General features: G+C 39.6%; 21 protein-coding genes, 1 tRNA gene, 3 pseudogenes and 1 other annotated feature. Of the genes and pseudogenes, 13 read left to right on the top strand and 12 right to left on the bottom strand.

The annotated features are described in order from the left end of the window. Nucleotide 1: 1 nt before the first annotated feature. The gene (gene rplS, locus FOA33_RS03360) at nucleotides 2–349 is read left to right on the top strand and encodes a 50S ribosomal protein L19 (protein WP_001068669.1); all 348 of its coding nucleotides are present in this window, start codon (nucleotides 2–4) and stop codon (nucleotides 347–349) included. A 42-nt stretch (nucleotides 350–391) separates the two neighbouring features. Next, nucleotides 392–463, top strand: a tRNA-Arg gene (locus FOA33_RS03365). A gap of 36 nt (nucleotides 464–499) precedes the next feature. On the opposite strand, the gene FOA33_RS03370 is transcribed toward FOA33_RS03365, so the two are convergent. The 5 genes and pseudogenes from FOA33_RS03370 to FOA33_RS03390 form a co-directional block, all read right to left on the bottom strand. After that, nucleotides 500–1,585, bottom strand: coding sequence for a site-specific integrase (locus FOA33_RS03370; RefSeq protein WP_221160643.1), 1,086 nt, complete (start codon nucleotides 1,583–1,585; stop codon nucleotides 500–502). 363 nt (nucleotides 1,586–1,948) lie between these two features. Further along, nucleotides 1,949–2,146, bottom strand: a pseudogene (locus FOA33_RS09300) (HIRAN domain-containing protein); the annotation flags it as partial. Between the two features lie 12 nt (nucleotides 2,147–2,158). Then, nucleotides 2,159–2,538: pseudogene (locus tag FOA33_RS03380) on the bottom strand (ImmA/IrrE family metallo-endopeptidase). An 819-nt stretch (nucleotides 2,539–3,357) separates the two neighbouring features. Beyond that, complete coding sequence (locus tag FOA33_RS09185) at nucleotides 3,358–3,852, bottom strand: hypothetical protein (RefSeq protein ID WP_259664466.1); 495 nt, start codon at nucleotides 3,850–3,852, stop codon at nucleotides 3,358–3,360. A 1-nt stretch (nucleotide 3,853) separates the two neighbouring features. Then, nucleotides 3,854–4,207 (bottom strand): helix-turn-helix domain-containing protein, encoded by a 354-nt coding sequence (locus FOA33_RS03390; protein ID WP_221160644.1) that lies wholly within the window; start codon nucleotides 4,205–4,207, stop codon nucleotides 3,854–3,856. Nucleotides 4,208–4,500: 293 nt separating this feature from the next. On the opposite strand from FOA33_RS03390, the gene FOA33_RS09190 reads away from it, so the two are divergent. Then, entirely contained in the window at nucleotides 4,501–4,623 is a 123-nt protein-coding gene (locus FOA33_RS09190) for a hypothetical protein (RefSeq protein WP_259664467.1), read from the top strand. A 19-nt stretch (nucleotides 4,624–4,642) separates the two neighbouring features. Here the strand turns inward: FOA33_RS09190 and FOA33_RS03395 are convergent, their stop codons facing one another. Continuing rightward, nucleotides 4,643–4,939, bottom strand: a complete 297-nt coding sequence (locus tag FOA33_RS03395) for a hypothetical protein (protein ID WP_084868160.1) — start codon at nucleotides 4,937–4,939, stop codon at nucleotides 4,643–4,645. A gap of 65 nt (nucleotides 4,940–5,004) precedes the next feature. Here FOA33_RS03395 and FOA33_RS03400 point away from each other — a divergent pair, with 65 nt between their 5' ends. After that, nucleotides 5,005–5,196: a DNA-binding protein gene (locus FOA33_RS03400; RefSeq protein WP_221160645.1), complete on the top strand. Its 192-nt coding sequence runs from the start codon at nucleotides 5,005–5,007 to the stop codon at nucleotides 5,194–5,196. 106 nt (nucleotides 5,197–5,302) lie between these two features. On the opposite strand, the gene FOA33_RS03405 is transcribed toward FOA33_RS03400, so the two are convergent. Further along, nucleotides 5,303–5,986, bottom strand: a complete 684-nt coding sequence (locus FOA33_RS03405; RefSeq protein WP_221160646.1) for a hypothetical protein — start codon at nucleotides 5,984–5,986, stop codon at nucleotides 5,303–5,305. A 352-nt stretch (nucleotides 5,987–6,338) separates the two neighbouring features. On the opposite strand from FOA33_RS03405, the gene FOA33_RS03410 reads away from it, so the two are divergent. Then, entirely contained in the window at nucleotides 6,339–6,617 is a 279-nt protein-coding gene (locus FOA33_RS03410) for a DNA-binding protein (RefSeq protein WP_221160647.1), read from the top strand. Nucleotides 6,618–6,712: 95 nt separating this feature from the next. Here FOA33_RS03410 and yidA read toward each other — a convergent pair whose 3' ends face one another. Together yidA and FOA33_RS03420 are read right to left on the bottom strand one after the other, a co-directional pair. After that, nucleotides 6,713–7,519 (bottom strand): sugar-phosphatase, encoded by an 807-nt coding sequence (gene yidA / locus FOA33_RS03415; protein ID WP_221160648.1) that lies wholly within the window; start codon nucleotides 7,517–7,519, stop codon nucleotides 6,713–6,715. 12 nt (nucleotides 7,520–7,531) lie between these two features. After that, on the bottom strand, nucleotides 7,532–8,836 hold the full coding sequence (locus FOA33_RS03420) for an HD domain-containing protein (RefSeq protein ID WP_221160649.1): 1,305 nt from the start codon (nucleotides 8,834–8,836) through the stop codon (nucleotides 7,532–7,534). Nucleotides 8,837–8,907: 71 nt separating this feature from the next. On the opposite strand from FOA33_RS03420, the gene FOA33_RS03425 reads away from it, so the two are divergent. After that, nucleotides 8,908–9,285 carry a YwiB family protein gene (locus FOA33_RS03425; protein WP_221160650.1) on the top strand — a complete coding sequence of 126 codons (378 nt, stop codon included), beginning with the start codon at nucleotides 8,908–8,910 and terminating at the stop codon, nucleotides 9,283–9,285. A 24-nt stretch (nucleotides 9,286–9,309) separates the two neighbouring features. Here the strand turns inward: FOA33_RS03425 and FOA33_RS03430 are convergent, their stop codons facing one another. Together FOA33_RS03430 and FOA33_RS03435 are read right to left on the bottom strand one after the other, a co-directional pair. Next, complete coding sequence (locus FOA33_RS03430; protein ID WP_221160651.1) at nucleotides 9,310–10,392, bottom strand: DEAD/DEAH box helicase; 1,083 nt, start codon at nucleotides 10,390–10,392, stop codon at nucleotides 9,310–9,312. Further along, nucleotides 10,389–11,366, bottom strand: coding sequence for a Gfo/Idh/MocA family protein (locus FOA33_RS03435; RefSeq protein ID WP_221160652.1), 978 nt, complete (start codon nucleotides 11,364–11,366; stop codon nucleotides 10,389–10,391). Before FOA33_RS03435 ends, FOA33_RS03430 begins: the two co-directional genes overlap by 4 nt. Before the next feature lie 155 nt (nucleotides 11,367–11,521). On the opposite strand from FOA33_RS03435, the gene FOA33_RS03440 reads away from it, so the two are divergent. From FOA33_RS03440 to rpmA, 4 genes are all read left to right on the top strand, one after another. Further along, a complete protein-coding gene (locus FOA33_RS03440) occupies nucleotides 11,522–12,217 on the top strand; it encodes a YoaK family protein (RefSeq protein ID WP_221160653.1) in 696 nt (231 codons plus the stop codon). Nucleotides 12,218–12,271: 54 nt separating this feature from the next. Continuing rightward, nucleotides 12,272–12,391: a sequence feature (ribosomal protein L21 leader region), on the top strand. Between the two features lie 34 nt (nucleotides 12,392–12,425). Then, nucleotides 12,426–12,740 (top strand): 50S ribosomal protein L21, encoded by a 315-nt coding sequence (gene rplU / locus FOA33_RS03445; RefSeq protein ID WP_221160654.1) that lies wholly within the window; start codon nucleotides 12,426–12,428, stop codon nucleotides 12,738–12,740. A 15-nt stretch (nucleotides 12,741–12,755) separates the two neighbouring features. Next, complete coding sequence (locus FOA33_RS03450; protein ID WP_000613697.1) at nucleotides 12,756–13,100, top strand: ribosomal-processing cysteine protease Prp; 345 nt, start codon at nucleotides 12,756–12,758, stop codon at nucleotides 13,098–13,100. 16 nt (nucleotides 13,101–13,116) lie between these two features. Next, nucleotides 13,117–13,410, top strand: a complete 294-nt coding sequence (gene rpmA, locus FOA33_RS03455; RefSeq protein ID WP_221160655.1) for a 50S ribosomal protein L27 — start codon at nucleotides 13,117–13,119, stop codon at nucleotides 13,408–13,410. Nucleotides 13,411–13,574: 164 nt separating this feature from the next. Here the strand turns inward: rpmA and FOA33_RS03460 are convergent. Beyond that, a pseudogene (locus tag FOA33_RS03460) lies at nucleotides 13,575–13,649 on the bottom strand (AraC family transcriptional regulator); the annotation flags it as partial. On the opposite strand from FOA33_RS03460, the gene FOA33_RS03465 reads away from it, so the two are divergent. From FOA33_RS03465 to FOA33_RS03475, 3 genes are read left to right on the top strand one after another with little or no spacing between them, the layout of a single operon-like run. After that, nucleotides 13,642–14,550, top strand: a complete 909-nt coding sequence (locus FOA33_RS03465; protein ID WP_221160656.1) for a LysR family transcriptional regulator — start codon at nucleotides 13,642–13,644, stop codon at nucleotides 14,548–14,550. The pseudogene FOA33_RS03460 and the gene FOA33_RS03465 overlap by 8 nt on opposite strands. After that, nucleotides 14,547–15,014 (top strand): signal peptidase II, encoded by a 468-nt coding sequence (lspA, locus tag FOA33_RS03470; protein ID WP_084853983.1) that lies wholly within the window; start codon nucleotides 14,547–14,549, stop codon nucleotides 15,012–15,014. Before FOA33_RS03465 ends, lspA begins: the two co-directional genes overlap by 4 nt. After that, on the top strand, nucleotides 14,998–15,897 hold the full coding sequence (locus tag FOA33_RS03475; protein WP_221160657.1) for an RluA family pseudouridine synthase: 900 nt from the start codon (nucleotides 14,998–15,000) through the stop codon (nucleotides 15,895–15,897). Before lspA ends, FOA33_RS03475 begins: the two co-directional genes overlap by 17 nt. Nucleotides 15,898–15,938 lie beyond the last annotated feature (41 nt).

The following is a 15,938-nucleotide window of genomic DNA, read 5'->3' on the forward strand; positions in this document are numbered from 1 at the left end:
AATGAATCCATTAATCCAAAGCTTGACTGAAGGTCAACTTCGTACAGATATCCCATCATTCCGTCCTGGTGACACTGTTCGTGTACACGCGAAAGTTGTCGAAGGTAACCGTGAACGTATCCAGATTTTTGAAGGTGTTGTTATCGCACGTAAAGGTGCTGGCATCTCGGAAAACTACACAGTGCGTAAAATCTCTAACGGTGTAGGTGTTGAGCGTATCTTCCCAATCCACACTCCACGTGTTGAAAAGATCGAAGTTGTTCGTTACGGTAAAGTACGTCGTGCGAAATTGTACTACTTGCGTGCTCTTCAAGGTAAAGCAGCTCGTATCAAAGAAATCCGTCGTTAGTTCGACTAAAAAACTCTGCTTATCCAGCAGAGTTTTTATCTAGCTCCCTTAGTTCAATGGATATAACAACTCCCTCCTAAGGAGTAGTTGCTGGTTCGATTCCGGCAGGGGGCATAGAAACTATTGATTTTACTGGGCATTTGCGGTGTTTCACCCTAAATTCGCCCCTAAATTTGAGAATATCTCTCTTACTTCTGAGTTGCTTTCGTCCTCTAATTCCTTTAACTGATGAGCGTACACCTCAATAGTGATGTTCATATTCTCATGGCCAAGGATTTTAGAGATAGATAGTAGTTCAACGTGTTTTGAAATCAAGAAAGAAGCGTATGTGTGTCTAAGCGAGTGAGCATGGACATTTCTTCCAACGATATATCTTAAGGTCTTATTGACTGCATTGTTTGATATGTTAGAGAAAATACGATTATCTTTATTTTCCAGCCAATGATCTTGTCTGTACTTTTTTAATAATTCAAGAGTTGAGTCGTCAAGCGGTATCTTTCGGATACTGCTTTTTGTTTTTGTAGAGCTGAAATCAAGATTCGTTTTGTAATTCCAGGTCTTATCTACAGCAAGAACCTTGTTATCATAGTCTACACTGTCCCATGTAAGCCCTAAGCATTCAGCGAAACGCATTCCAGTAACTGCGATAAGATAGATCACTGCATAAGATTGAACGTCCATTTTACGCTTTGAAACAGCTATAACGTTCTTGTACTCTTCAACTTCAAGAAATTTGGTTTCTTTCTCAATCCCTTTATGTTGGGATACCGCTTTAGCAAACGTAGTGAAATTCTTTTGAATAATTTCCTCATGCACAGCCATTGCGACACATTGCTTGATATGAATATTCAATCTTTCAACTGTTGCTTGAGAATGAGTCTCAGCAAATGTATTTAGGGCTTGCTGATAGATTGAACTGGTTATGTTTTTAAGTTTCGCCCCTGGAAATAGTTTTTCAATATTGCGACTGGTAACTTGATAAACTTGCCAGGTCACGGGAGAAATATTAGGTTTCTTATGAATAGTTGCCCATTGTTTAAAATATTCGTAAAGTGTAATATCATCGGAAACACGAGAAGGGAGTAGTAGCTCTTTTTCTCTTTCAGCAGCAGCTATCTGTGCAGCCTTTTTAGTCGGGAATCCCCCTTTTTCAGCTTTTTTGTATTTTCCGTCGTGGGATTTATAAGAAATGCGATATTCCCACTTACCATTCTCTCTTTTTCTGTATGATGCCATTTGATTTTTACCTCATTTCTTGATAAAATGGGTACAAGAAAACGACCTTTTGAATGGTTATTTCTTATACAGGATATCCTCACACTCAAAATTTGGCGATGACGAGTGTGGGGATTTTTATTAAACGTCTTTCTGATTTTTTCGTTTTTTCATTTCACGTTTCATTGAGAAATGACCGAAAATAAAACTAATAAAACCGGTTGTGATAAAAATAAAACTTATCGGTGGAAGTAGAAATACCAAGATAGCACCTATGACTATTAGTACAATACCGGCTTCTTTGTAATCTTTTGCTCCGTTTTTCTTTGTAGATTTGATGGACGTTTGACTTTTTGTTGTCCTCTTATTTCTCTTTTTAGAAGGTTTCAGTAAATCTGAAAGACCAAACGTCGTCTTATGATAGAACTTATTATACATGGCTTTCTTGGGATTCTTTATCCATCCCACGCCTTTCTTTCCATATCCAGGAATAATAGCTTTTTTAGCTTGTCTTTTCCATTTGCTGGTAGTTCTAGCTTTTAAGCTCTTTTTTAGACTTGGTGTTCTCATTCCGATTTTCATACTACGCTCCTATCAACTAATCAAAGAAAAATATTCGTCAATGACCATTACTTCATCTGTGATGGTTTTTAATTTGTGCTTCTTCATGAGGTGTAAATAGTTAAAAGATAACTGATCATCAGATAGCGCAAGTTCTTCTTCTAGCAACTTATGAATCATGTACCTATTGGCTTCATTCTCGCATCTAGTGTGGTTGTTTTGATATAGTGCGGTAGGAATTCCAGATGTCCTAATTCGTGGTATATGACCCGTTTTTTTGCGTTTTCGGACAGTTCACGGTTTATAAAGATAATACTGATTTCTTTGATATAAACTCCAGGTCTTTGCCAAAGTTCGTTATCAAAGTAAGCGAGAGTGACACCGTGTGAGTCAACTAGCTCTTCAATAGTCATAGGCTATCATCCTTCAAATATTTTTTAAAATTAGTTGTTTTATCTCATGAACTAGAGTAAAATAGAATTGGAAGGAAGTGATTAAAATGAAGTTGAAACTCTATGCACATTTGGCTGTACTGTTTCAAGTTTCAGCATTTGTTTTTTTGATTTGTTACTTTTTTCTAAGACAATCCTAACACTTCCAATCATCGTTTTACTCAGTTTCGTTACTTCTGAAATTATTCTTCGACTTTTTCTGGAGATTCGAGTAGTTCATCTTGAAGAATCCTAGTTGCTACTACTGGAGCTTTAATATCTAGTTGAGATGTAGCGCCTTTAAACTGAGGGCTCATCCCTTTATCTATTAATAATGCAATAGCCTCGGCATTTATTTTATTTGCCTGGGCTTTTTTGATTGCTTCATCTCCATCGCTATTTAACTGAGCTTTAAATTTCCCAAGTTTAGAATCAACTTCAAAGTTTGCACCATTGCGTTTAATTAAATTGCGAAAAGCAATTCCTCCAGATAGAATAATGATAAATACTAGAACTGGGATTAGTATTTCAGGATGTCCAAGTAGTTCAATCGGTCCTTCCGATTGGACGTTGGTTCTTAGAACGACTTTCCATCTTTTAATTCATCAGATTCTTTTACAATATTGACCATTTGCAAGACAGTGTGCAGAAATGTTGAGTATTCAAAAGCATCAATATTGTTTTCTTCTTGTACTTTAAAAGTGATACTCATGTGGTCATGATCGATGTAGGCATCATATAGACCTCGGTTGATGAATTTTTTGTAGGCATTTGCATCAGTGATGGTATGGCCTGAATAGACTAATTTATAAAGCTGTGAGTCAATATCTCTATTGGTATGAAACCAAACCAGTGCACATTCATTCTCTTGTTAAATGGACAAATGTTAGATGCTGACTCTATGACACTTTCAGACTCAGTATAAGGTCTACTTGTTATTTCACCAACAAGAAAGTCATTTGGAGATTCCGATGGAACGATGACAATATCGCCAATATTGAGACTATTTGCAAATTTTATCATTTGCTTATAGGCTGAACCAGGCTTTTCTATCCTATTGTCGAACTCTTTGATTTTTCCTTTGATTGCATCTTCATCGAGGCGTTCTAGGTCTTCTAAGGTGATGTAGTTCCATCCGATGGCGATATAGCCGCCGGTGAGAAAACTTTCAAAAAATAATCCTTTTTGAGCTCTTACGAACCAATAGTTCTTTGTGCTATCAAGTGATGGTAGTTGTTGATATATTTTTTCGAAAAGGGTATTGAATAACAAAGTATCTTGTTCGGTAATTGTCATACTATCTACCTCTCAAATAAATCTCTATGATGTTCTGGATGGCATCGATGTCTTCCTCTGTAAGTGGCTTGCCATCGAAGGTCTTGGCATTCTCTGCCATCTTTCGGAGGTCGTCAGACGTGTATCCTGCGATTGTATCATCCTTTGCAATAGCAGGGTTATCCGTGCGTCCAAGCAGATAATCAGTGGACACGTTGAAGTAGTTAGCAATTTCTGCGATACGTTCAGCATTTGGCGTAGAGTTTTTTATCTTATACAGTGTATTTCTGCCATAACCCAAGTCTTCTTCGACTTGACCAAGAGCTTTTCCACGTTTTTTTGCTAATTCTTTAATTTTTTCAAATGTCTCAAACATTGTTAAATCAACCTTTCTAAGACATTACAAAAAATAAACAAATTTGGTGTAAAAAGGTTGACTAATTATCCCAAAAGGTGTAAAATATTTTTTGTAAGTAAGTTACAACTAAAAAACAACTAAGAAAATAGATCATAAAAATGTTTTGGCAAACGGTATTTATAGATTTATCATTGTTTTTATTATGCTTTCATTTTAGCCAATTTGGTGTGAATTGTCAAGTGTAATGCAGAAAAATAGTTAAAATTTTAGTTGTTTCTTATTTACAAATAAGTAAAGAGGGAGGATAGGAAATGAAGGAAGAAGAAATAATCGAATTATTGAAATTCTTAACTACTAATTATGGACGAGGGTATCTAGCTGGATTAGTTAACGGGATGTCAATACTTTTGAAAGTTTTAAAAAAAGCAGAGTAAGTTCTCCGCTTTCATCAAATTATTTTGATAACTTATCTACAGCCTTTTGAAGTTCTGTGATTCCGTTAACTGCTTGAGTAAGTTTATTGATATCAAGTTCACCTGTGAAAAATTTTGAAGTGATATCTACTTGCTGGCTTTGTTTTAAGGCATCCAGTTTCAATTCATGCTCTTTTTCAAGTCTTTGTAATTCGCTTTCAGATTGTGCCTTTAATTCTTTTATTTTGGAATCGGTTTGATGTTTATTTGCGAGATAAACAAGAAACGCAGGAACGCATGAAGTTAAAAAAGTTATCAAAATTTGATTAGTGTCCATGTACTCACCTCCTTTCTGCTTATATTATAGCAGAAAAAGAAGAAAGAAATAGAAAGGAGAAATATATGCCAGATATCGCAAATAGTCGTGAAAGAGTTAATGATTTCTTGAAAGAGAAAGGAATTAAAAAAGCAACTCTAGCGGTTGCTTACGGCTTCAAGCGACAGGAAGTAACAAACATTCTAAGTGGGACGACGAAGGGTCCACGAGCGAACAGCTTTATTCTTCAAGTTATTGAAGATTATGGGATTGAGTAGGAGGAGTAGAAAATATGAACGAACTAGAAAGAACAGCCCTCAACGAAGTATTGAGGACCGTGACATATATTGCTGAGAAGTTGGATGAGTTAGATGCTAGGTTTTCTCAATTAGAAGAAGTGAAAGCCAAGGCTTCGTCCGCATCGTAATCAGCTGCGATAAATTGAGCTGCCGAGAGAATGAACTTCTTTAAATCTTGGATGTCTTTACCATCATGTCTACGAACATAATGGGTTTCATCATTTCCAATCCAAGCGACGGATTTTGCTAAAGCTTGAATTTTTGAAAAATCATTCAAGTAGTCAGCGATTACTTTTCCAAGCATGATTGATTTGATGTGTTCTTCGTCAGATGGATTTTTGGAAATTACGTAGTCTTTTATGAGGAACTCAGCAGCTTTGCGATAGCCGACCCCTGCTATTTGATTCAATGCCTCAGATTCAGCTACGGTTGCTTGGGGATAGATTTCGACAAAAACAGAAGAAACTTTTTCTATATTTTCAGGGAGTTTTACTTTGATAGGTGGACGGTAGCTGTATTCAGCAATTGAACAAAGTTCAGATGTAGATGTGAAAATATACTCGACAGCAAAGTATTTTTTACAAGCTGAGCGTGAGCAACGAAAAGTTACAACAAAGCGAGCATTCCCACTATAGTAACTGTCCTCGCTGTCTGAAACATGTATTTTTTCAGGCGAGATACTTTTTCCGCAATGTGGGCAATATTCAGGGTATTCGAATTTTACTGTCTGGCGACTTGAATCATAGAATGAAACGGTAGCAGTTTTCATATATTATCTCCAATCAATTTATTATCTTTATTATACCAAATTTAGAAAGGAATTAGAGAGTGAACGGAATAACATTATCAAATAATCTTAGTCAGGTTGATCTGGAAATCAAGCGATTTCTATCCGTTCCTTTAAAATTAAAGATTTTACGAGAATGTTTGTTGTATTTGTTCTTCAAAATGACTAAAGATACGACAGATATAACAGTAGAGAAGTCGACCGTACATTCTACCGATGGAACGAGCAAGACAGTCTATACAGTAACTGTATATAACTAAATACAAAAAGCACCTAACAAAAGTCAGGCGCTTACTAAAATAACTAACTGAATTATAACACGAAAGGAGCAAAAATGGAAGAGTTGATTCAAGCGATTGCGAGTCAGATTAAGTTTACTGTCTTGCAATCTGCAAACATAGAGGAATCTTTCCCTCTGGAATTGAAGCGAAAAGATGTGGCTAAAATGCTTGGGGTTTCTGTAGATACGTTCGATGACCGTTTTCGCTACCAAAAAGGATTTCCAAATATAAATGACAAGCGTTGGCCACGAGATGCAGTCCGTGAATGGTACAACAGCATGTTGCTGAGCAGTAACCGTATCATTGTTTTTGTACTCTCAAGATTTAAGTAACTGTACGACTGTAATTCAATTTATTATTTACTCTCGTTGTGATATGTTCATACTAAAAACCGCTCAGCTGAGCGGTTTTCATATTTTATCATACTTTACAATACCCACGTACGGATAGCATGGGCTACGCCAGATTCGTCATTTGTTTTGGTGATGTATTTGGCGATTTTTTTGAGTTCTGGATTTCCATTTTCCATAACAACGGGGTTGCCAACGACTTCGAGCATGGCGCGGTCATTTTCTTCGTCACCGATCGCCATGGTTTCATCTTTGGTTAATCCGAGTTTTTCAGCTAGGTGAGTGATGGCTGAACCCTTGTCTACATTCTTTTTAAGGAGTTCGAGGTAGAAAGGAGCTGATTTGTTAATAGAGTAGCGCTCGTAAAATTCGGCTGGAATCTTTTCAATCGCAGCATCGAGAATCTCTGGTTCATCGATAAACATACACTTGACGATTTCCTTGCCAGCCATTTCTTCAGGAGTGCGGTAGAAAATAGGCATGCTGACGAGGGTTGATTCGTGCACCGTGTATTTTCCGATATTACGATTGGCTGTGTAGATACCGTCCTTGGTAATAGCGTGCATGTGGATACCAAGTTTGCGACTGAGAAATTCCATATCCAGATAATCCTCATAGGCTAAAGATTCGCTGATAATCTCATGGCCAGTAGCAGTTTCTTGGACAAGGGCACCGTTGAAGGTCACGACATAGTCACCTTGGTCTCTTAACTGCAAGTCGTCCAGAAGTTTGGCAACACCTGCGATAGGGCGGCCAGTTGCAATCACGACTTTGACGCCAGCTTGTTTGGCATCTTGGATGGCAGAAAAGACTTCAGGAGTGATTTCCTTTTGACTGTTAACCAAGGTACCATCGATATCGACGGCGATTAGTTTAATACTCATAAATTTCCTCTTCTAGTTTTTATTTGGGGTAAAATGATCGTTCTCAATCAAGTGTAAAAATTGCTGGGTAATGCTTGCGAAGATACTGTTTTGGTCCAACATTTCTTTCGGGAAATAGAAACGATTGTCTCCGTGGCGGCTGCCAGCAAGGGATTGGACGATAGGGGACAGGCTAGATAGTTCTGCCAGTTCACCATTTTTTTGTAAAATCTCAATCTGTGTCCTTGGATTTTCAGATTCGGGTCGATAGATATCATAAGGGAGGTCAAAGTTCTTATGAATAGCAGTATAGTAGTCTGGATCAAAACCGATATCTTCAACCAGTTGTCTCATGGTTGCGAGTTGGTCTTGGTCTTTTTCTGAAAAAGTAATGGATTTAAAGACCTTGCGGTTGACAAAACGTTGCGACAAGTCGGCTAGTATCTTGTCAAGACTGGTCATCCAGAGTTGGAAGTAGGTATTCATCACGCCATCATCCAGAGCTAGATAGTCAGACAAGGTCACATTTTTTTCAAAGAAAGGAAGGAGATGTGGAGAAGTTCGTGCAAAGAAGTCCTTGTCTTTAGGATAGAGTTCCTTAGCGCGTTTGAGGAGATTCTGTAGGAGAACTTCCATGGCGCGTGTTGCTGGGTGGAAATAAACCTGCATATACATCTGGTAGCGACTGAGGACGTAGTCTTCGATGGCATGCATGCCATTGCGCTGAAAGGCGATGCCATTTTCGACAGGACGAATGACTCGGAGGATGCGAGTCAGGTCAAATTCCCCATAAGATGCTCCTGTAAAATAGGAGTCGCGCAAGAGATAGTCCATACGATCCGCATCAATCTGACTGGAAATGAGTTGCACGACCTGCTTGTTAGGATAGGTATGGTCGATGACGCTGGCAACCTTTTTGGGGAAATCTGGCGCTACTTGTAGTAGGACTTGATGAATCTCTGTCTCAGGACTTTGGATGATTTTCCGGGTAATGGCTTCATGATCTGTATCAAAGAGATGTTCAAAAGTATGGGAGTAAGCCCCATGTCCAAGGTCATGAAGGAGCGCAGCGGTCATGGTCAAGAGAGACTCAGTAGGATTCCATTCCTCAGGATATTTTTCTTCAAAAATCTCCGTGATACGACGAGCGATTTCATAGACCCCCAAACAGTGGGAAAAGCGACTGTGCTCGCCACCATGGAAGGTATAGCTGGAAGTCCCTAGCTGTTTGATACGACGCAGACGTTGAAATTCTTTTGTATTGATCAAGTCGTATATGACCTGATTGTTTACATGGATGTAGTTGTGAACTGGGTCACGGAATACTTTTTCGTTCATATGACCATTATAGCAAAATCCTGCTCTTTTTGGTAAAATAGTAGAACAAGAGACAAGAAAGAGGATTTGATGTGAAGATTCGGATGCGAAATAGGATTCAGTTTGATGAACAGTTGGAAGTCATAGACCAACTCTATGATGTTGAAGTGCATGAGAAGGGAGATTATAGCTATCTGCTTTTTTATAATGAGGAAAAAGAAAAAGTAGTGATTAAATTTCATGCTCAAGAACTGGTGATGACTCGTTTTTCCAATCCCAAGACAATTATGCGCTTTCTAAAGGATAGTGATAGTTTAGCCTATATTCCCACACCAATGGGGATGCAGGAATTTATCATTCAAATGAATCGTTATCAAGTGGATGGGCAAAAGATTGAGCTCGCCTATCAACTGCAAAATCAAGAGGGACAACCCTTTGCCAGCTATCAATTAGAAATTACTTGGGGATAAGAAAAAGGTTGGCGAATGCCAACCTTATTTGATATAGAGTTCTTGATTTTTTAGAATAATTTCACGTACACTTGTAAACTTCTTGAGTTTTTTAAGTTCTTCAGGATGGGTTACGAGAGTGATAACATAGCCCTCTTTACCCATGCGACCTGTACGCCCCGCACGGTGAGTGTAGGTTTCCATGTCTCTAGGAACATCAAAGTTTACGACACATTCTAGGCTATCGATATCAATTCCACGAGCCAGAAGGTCTGTTGCAAGGAGCAAGGTTAGCTGCTTGTCCTTAAACTTTTCCAAGATAACTTTTCTAAATTTAACATTGACATCGCTAGCGAGGGAAACGGCCAAGACATCGCGATACTGTAGTTTTTCCTCCGCATTTCCAAGATCTGAGAGGCTGTTAAAGAAAACTAGTCCGCGGAAATCCTCTACATGAGCCAATTTTCGAAGCATGTCCACTCGGTGACGTTGGTCTACCTGCATGTGGAAGTGTTGGATGTTGTCCAACTTTTGGTCAGAAAGGTCGATGGTGCGCGTGTTTGGAGCAATCTTTTCTTGGTCAAACTTGGTCGTCGCACTCATGTAGATGAGTTGGTGGTCACGAGGTGCGTAGTGGGTAATTTTCTCCACAAAGTGAATCTGAGAATCATCGAGCAATTGATCAAATTCATCCAGGATGATGGTTTCCACATTCATCATCTTGATTTTTTTCAATTTAATTAATTCAAAGACACGGCCAGGAGTTCCAATCAGAATTTCTGGCCCTTTTTTAAGTCGTTCAATCTGACGTTTCTGACTCGAGCCTGATAAGAAGAGCTGAGCAGTCAAGCCGATAGCCTCTGCCCACGTTTTACATACATCAAAAATCTGTCCAGCAAGTTCTGTATTTGGTGCTAGAATTAAGAGTTGCTGGGCTTTTTTCTTTTGTAGTCTGAGAAGACTTGGGAGTAAGTAAGCGAGGGTCTTACCAGTTCCTGTCGGGCTTACTCCTAGGAGGTTTTCTCCAGCAAGAATGGGCTCAAATAGTTGAGTTTGAATGGGAGTAAATTCTTGGAAACCGAGCTGGCCGCTCAATTCCTGCCATTCAGTGGGTAGTTTGGTTTTCATTTTTCTGCCTCAAATCTAATGCCAGCAGTCTGGCGCATGGTATATAATAGGTCATGAACAGAACCTGCATCATCCAGCCAGTTCTGGTAAAGTGTCTGATCTGGTTGCTGGATCATGTGTGCAAATGCTGCTGCTTCCTCAGCCATCGTATGAGGAGCTTGTTGGATAGGGAGTTGAACTTGATTTCCTCGGTGGTCGCTAAAAATAGCTGAGCGAACATGCTCGATGGTGTTGAGGGTCAAGGTTCCATCTACTGTATAAATCTCGCAAGGAAGATTGGAAGTGATGTTTTTCCCAGCCTTGATATGAACTTGAAAGTCAGGGTAGAAGAGCATACCATCGCCATTTAGGTCAATGCTATTGTCAAGCTGTTGAGCCTGATAAGTCGCGTCCTGAGCCTTTCCAAAGAGGCGAATAGCAGCATAGAGAGGATAAATCCCCAAGTCCATAAGAGCTCCGCCAGCAAAACGGTCTGAAAAGACATTTGGCGTCTGTCCAGCCAACAAATCAGGCATCTTGGAAGAATACTTGGCATAATTGAAATCTGCTCCCAAGATTTGCTTGTCTGCCAAAAAATTCTTAATAGTGGTAAAAGCTTCCTCGTGGTAATTACGAGCCGCCTCAAAGATAAAACAATTATTTTTCTCAGCTGTTTGAATTAGATTCAGCCATTCTTGTGGCTGAGTGACAGCTGGTTTTTCAAGAATGACGTGCTTACCAGCAGACAAGGCAGCCTTGGCTTGAACAAAATGCAAGGAGTTTGGACTGGCGATATAGACTACATCAAAGGAAGACTTAAAGAAGTCTTCTAATTGATCAAAGAGTTGGATATTCTGATAGCGAGAAGCAAATGTTGCGGCAGTTTCTCGTTTTCTAGAATAGACTGCGACCAGCTGGTATTCTCCGCTAGCATGGGCTGCTTCTATGAAATGATGGCTGATAGCCCCTGTTCCGATGACACCTAATTTAAGCATAGATACTCCTTTTCCGACTTTAAATCCTTCCTTCATTATAACATAGAAAAGAAGGACTATCCAACAGATGGTAAAAATTTTCAAATGTACTACGAATTTCTTGGAGAAAGTGGTACAATATTTAGATAAGTAGATGAAATGAAAAGGGGGAGAAAATGAGATTATTACCAATAAGAAAAATATCACGTCAGTCTAAGAGGCTAGCGCTTTTTTTGACTTTTTGTGCAGGATATGTAGATGCCTATACCTTTATTGTGCGAGGAAATACCCTGGTGGCAGGACAGACTGGGAATGTGGTTTTTCTATCAGTAGGACTCATTCAACACAATGTGTCAGATGCCAGTGCCAAAGTAATGACCTTGCTAGCTTTTATGATGGGGGTCCTTTTATTAACTATTTATAAGGAAAAATTGAGAATTGTTAAAAAGCCAATTTTGTCCGTAATTCCACTTGCAGTCCTGTCCTTAATTATTGGCTTTGTGCCGCAAACTGTAGAGAATATCTATCTCGTACCGCCATTGGCCTTCTGTATGGGACTGGTGACAACTGCTTTTGGAGAAGTGTCAGGGATTGCCTATAATAATGCTTTTATGACAGGGAATATCAAACGAACTATGTTGGCTTTTGGTGATTATTTCCGGACCAAGCATACGCCTTTCCTACGAGAGGGCTTGATTTTTGTTAGTTTACTTAGCAGTTTTGTCTTCGGAGTTATTTTTTCAGCTTATTTGACGATTTACTATCAGGAGAAGACAATTCTAGGTATTCCTCTTATGATGAGTATCTTTTACTTCAGCATGCTTTTTGCTTCTTGGAGAAAAAAGGGAAAGAAAAAGATTAATTTTAATTGATTTTACTTGTAAGAAAAAAGAAGATATGCTATAATCGAAGAGTTGACTATGCACAATCCTGTGCAACCGCACGAACATCGTTGCTCGTCGTATAACAAATTTAAACTTTGTTATACTTAGAGATTTTCTTTTAAGTGGTTCGTCCCACGATGCTAGGCGAGTCTTCACAAAAATACGGGGAAACCCAAAAAATCATAGGAGGTGCATAATGAGCACATACGCAATTATCAAAACTGGCGGAAAACAAGTTAAAGTTGAAGTTGGTCAAGCAGTTTACGTTGAAAAATTGAACGTTGAAGCTGGTCAAGAAGTTACTTTTAACGAAGTTGTTCTTGTTGGTGGTGAAAACACTGTTGTCGGAACTCCACTTGTTGCTGGAGCTACTGTAGTTGGAACTATTGAAAAACAAGGAAAACAAAAGAAAGTTGTTACTTACAAGTACAAACCTAAAAAAGGTAGCCACCGTAAACAAGGTCACCGTCAACCATATACAAAAGTTGTCATCAACGCGATCAACGCTTAATTTTAAGGAGAACACATGATACAAGCAGTCTTTGAGAGAGCCGAAGATGGCGAGCTGAGGAGTGCGGAAATTACTGGACACGCCGAAAGTGGCGAATACGGCTTAGATGTCGTGTGTGCATCGGTTTCTACGCTTGCCATTAACTTTATCAATTCCATTGAGAAATTTGCAGGCTATGAACCAATCTTAGAATTAAACGAAGATGAAGGTGGCTATCTAAAGGTTGAAATACCAGCGGATCTTCCTTCACACCAGAGAGAAATGACCCAGTTATTCTTCGAATCATTTTTCTTAGGTATGGCAAACTTATCGGAGAACTCTTCTGAGTTCGTCCAAACCAGAGTTATCACAGAAAACTAACACGGAGGAAAACATTATGTTAAAAATGACTCTTAAGAACTTGCAACTTTTCGCCCACAAAAAAGGTGGAGGTTCTACATCAAACGGACGTGATTCACAAGCGAAACGTCTTGGAGCTAAAGCAGCTGACGGACAAACTGTAACAGGTGGATCAATCCTTTACCGTCAACGTGGTACACACATCTACCCAGGTGTAAACGTTGGACGTGGTGGAGACGATACTTTGTTCGCTAAAGTTGAAGGCGTAGTACGCTTTGAACGTAAAGGTCGCGATAAAAAGCAGGTTTCTGTTTACCCTATCGCAAAATAAAAAGGTTCAGTGAACCTTTTTATCCCGAACCTTAAAATGAAAAGGTGAGGAAGCTAGAAGTAGCATTAAATAAGGCTTTCCGAGTTTTCGGAGAGCCTATTTTTTGTTTTGATACCCATATTGAATTTAATAAAGAATAGTTAGATTTAAACTTGCGATGGACACTTTTTTCTTTTTTGAAAAATTCTGAAATATGGTATAATGAACAGATAGAGAAGTTGGGGGTAGAAGATGAATATTCAACAATTACGCTATGTTGTTGCTATTGCCAATAGTGGTACTTTCCGTGAAGCTGCTGAAAAGATGTATGTGAGTCAGCCCAGTCTGTCTATTTCTGTGCGCGATTTGGAAAAAGAGTTAGGTTTTAAAATTTTCCGTCGGACGAGTTCGGGAACGTTTTTGACCCGTCGTGGTATGGAATTTTATGAGAAAGCGCAGGAGTTGGTCAAAGGCTTTGATGTTTTTCAAAATCAGTATGCCAATCCTGAGGAAGAAAAGGATGAATTTTCCATTGCCAGTCAGCACTATGACTTCTTGCCACCAACCATTACGGCCTTTTCAGAACGTTATCCTGATTACAAGAACTTTCGTATTTTTGAGTCTACTACAGTTCAAATATTAGACGAAGTAGCTCAAGGACATAGTGAGATTGGGATCATCTACCTCAACAATCAAAATAAAAAGGGCATCATGCAGCGGGTTGAAAAGTTGGGCTTGGAAGTTATTGAACTAATTCCTTTCCAGACTCACATTTATCTTCGTGAAGGACATCCTTTAGCACAGAAAGAGGAATTGGTCATGGAGGACTTAGTTGATTTACCAACCGTTCGGTTTACTCAGGAAAAGGATGAGTACCTTTATTATTCAGAGAACTTTGTCGACACCAGCGCGAGCTCCCTGATGTTTAATGTGACGGACCGTGCTACTTTGAATGGTATTTTAGAGCGGACGGACGCCTATGCGACAGGTTCTGGATTTCTGGATAGTGACAGTGTCAATGGCATCACAGTCATTCGCCTCAAGGATAATTTAGACAACCGTATGGTCTATGTCAAACGGGAAGAAGTGGAGCTTAGTCAAGCTGGGACTCTCTTTGTAGAAGTCATGCAAGAATATTTTGATCAAAAGAGGAAATCATGAAAAAAAGAGGAATAGTAGCAGTCATTGTACTGCTTTTGATTGGGCTGGATCAGTGGGTTAAAGCCTATGTTGTCCAGCAGATTCCACTGGGTGAAGTACGTTCTTGGATTCCCAATCTCGTTAGCTTGACCTATCTGCAAAATAGAGGAGCAGCCTTCTCTATGCTGCAAGATCAGCAGTGGTTATTTGCGGTTATTACACTGGTCGTCATGGTAGGTGCCATTTGGTATCTACATAAACACATGGAGGATTCTCTCTGGATGGTTTTTGGACTGACCCTGATAATAGCGGGAGGTCTGGGCAACTTTATCGACAGAATGAGTCAAGGTTTTGTGGTGGATATGTTTCACCTAGACTTTATCAACTTTGCGATTTTCAATGTTGCTGACAGCTATTTGACAGTTGGTGTGATTGTTCTATTGATTGCAATGCTTAAAGAGGAAGTAAATGGAAATAAAAATTGAAACTGGTGGGCAACGTCTAGACAAGGCTCTGTCGGACCTGACAGAATTGTCACGCAGTCTCGCAAATGAACAAATCAAGGCTGGACAAGTCTTGGTGAATGGGCAAGCCAAGAAAGCCAAATACACTGTCCAAGAGGGGGATGTCGTCACTTATCACGTGCCAGAACCAGAGGTTTTAGAATATGTGGCTGAGAATCTGCCGCTCGAGATTATCTACCAAGATGAGGATGTAGCCGTTGTTAACAAACCTCAAGGCATGGTGGTCCATCCGAGCGCCGGTCATACAAGTGGAACCTTGGTCAATGCCCTCATGTACCATATCAAGGATTTGTCAGGTATCAATGGGGTTCTCCGACCGGGTATCGTTCATCGCATTGACAAGGACACGTCTGGCCTCCTTATGATTGCTAAGAATGATGAGGCCCACTTAGCACTCGCTCAAGAACTCAAGGATAAGAAGTCTCTCCGCAAATACTGGGCGATTGTTCATGGCAATCTTCCCAATGATCGTGGTGTGATTGAAGCTCCGATTGGTCGTAGTGAAAAAGACCGTAAGAAACAGGCTGTGACTGCTAAAGGAAAGCCTGCAGTAACACGTTTTCACGTCTTGGAACGCTTTGGAGATTATAGCTTAGTGGAGTTGCAACTGGAAACAGGGCGTACCCACCAGATTCGTGTTCATATGGCTTATATTGGCCATCCGGTCGCTGGTGATGAAGTCTATGGTCCTCGAAAAACACTGAAAGGACATGGACAATTCCTCCATGCCAAGACTCTAGGTTTTACCCATCCGAGAACAGGTGAGACCTTGGAATTCACAGCAGATATTCCAGAGATTTTTAAAGAAACGCTGGAAAGATTGCGTAAAACTGAGAACAGATAAAAGAGTTGAGATGGCTGTCTCAACCTTTTTATTTCAAGTCT

Origin of the sequence: Streptococcus cristatus (assembly GCF_019685515.1) — a bacterium.
GTDB lineage: Bacteria > Bacillota > Bacilli > Lactobacillales > Streptococcaceae > Streptococcus.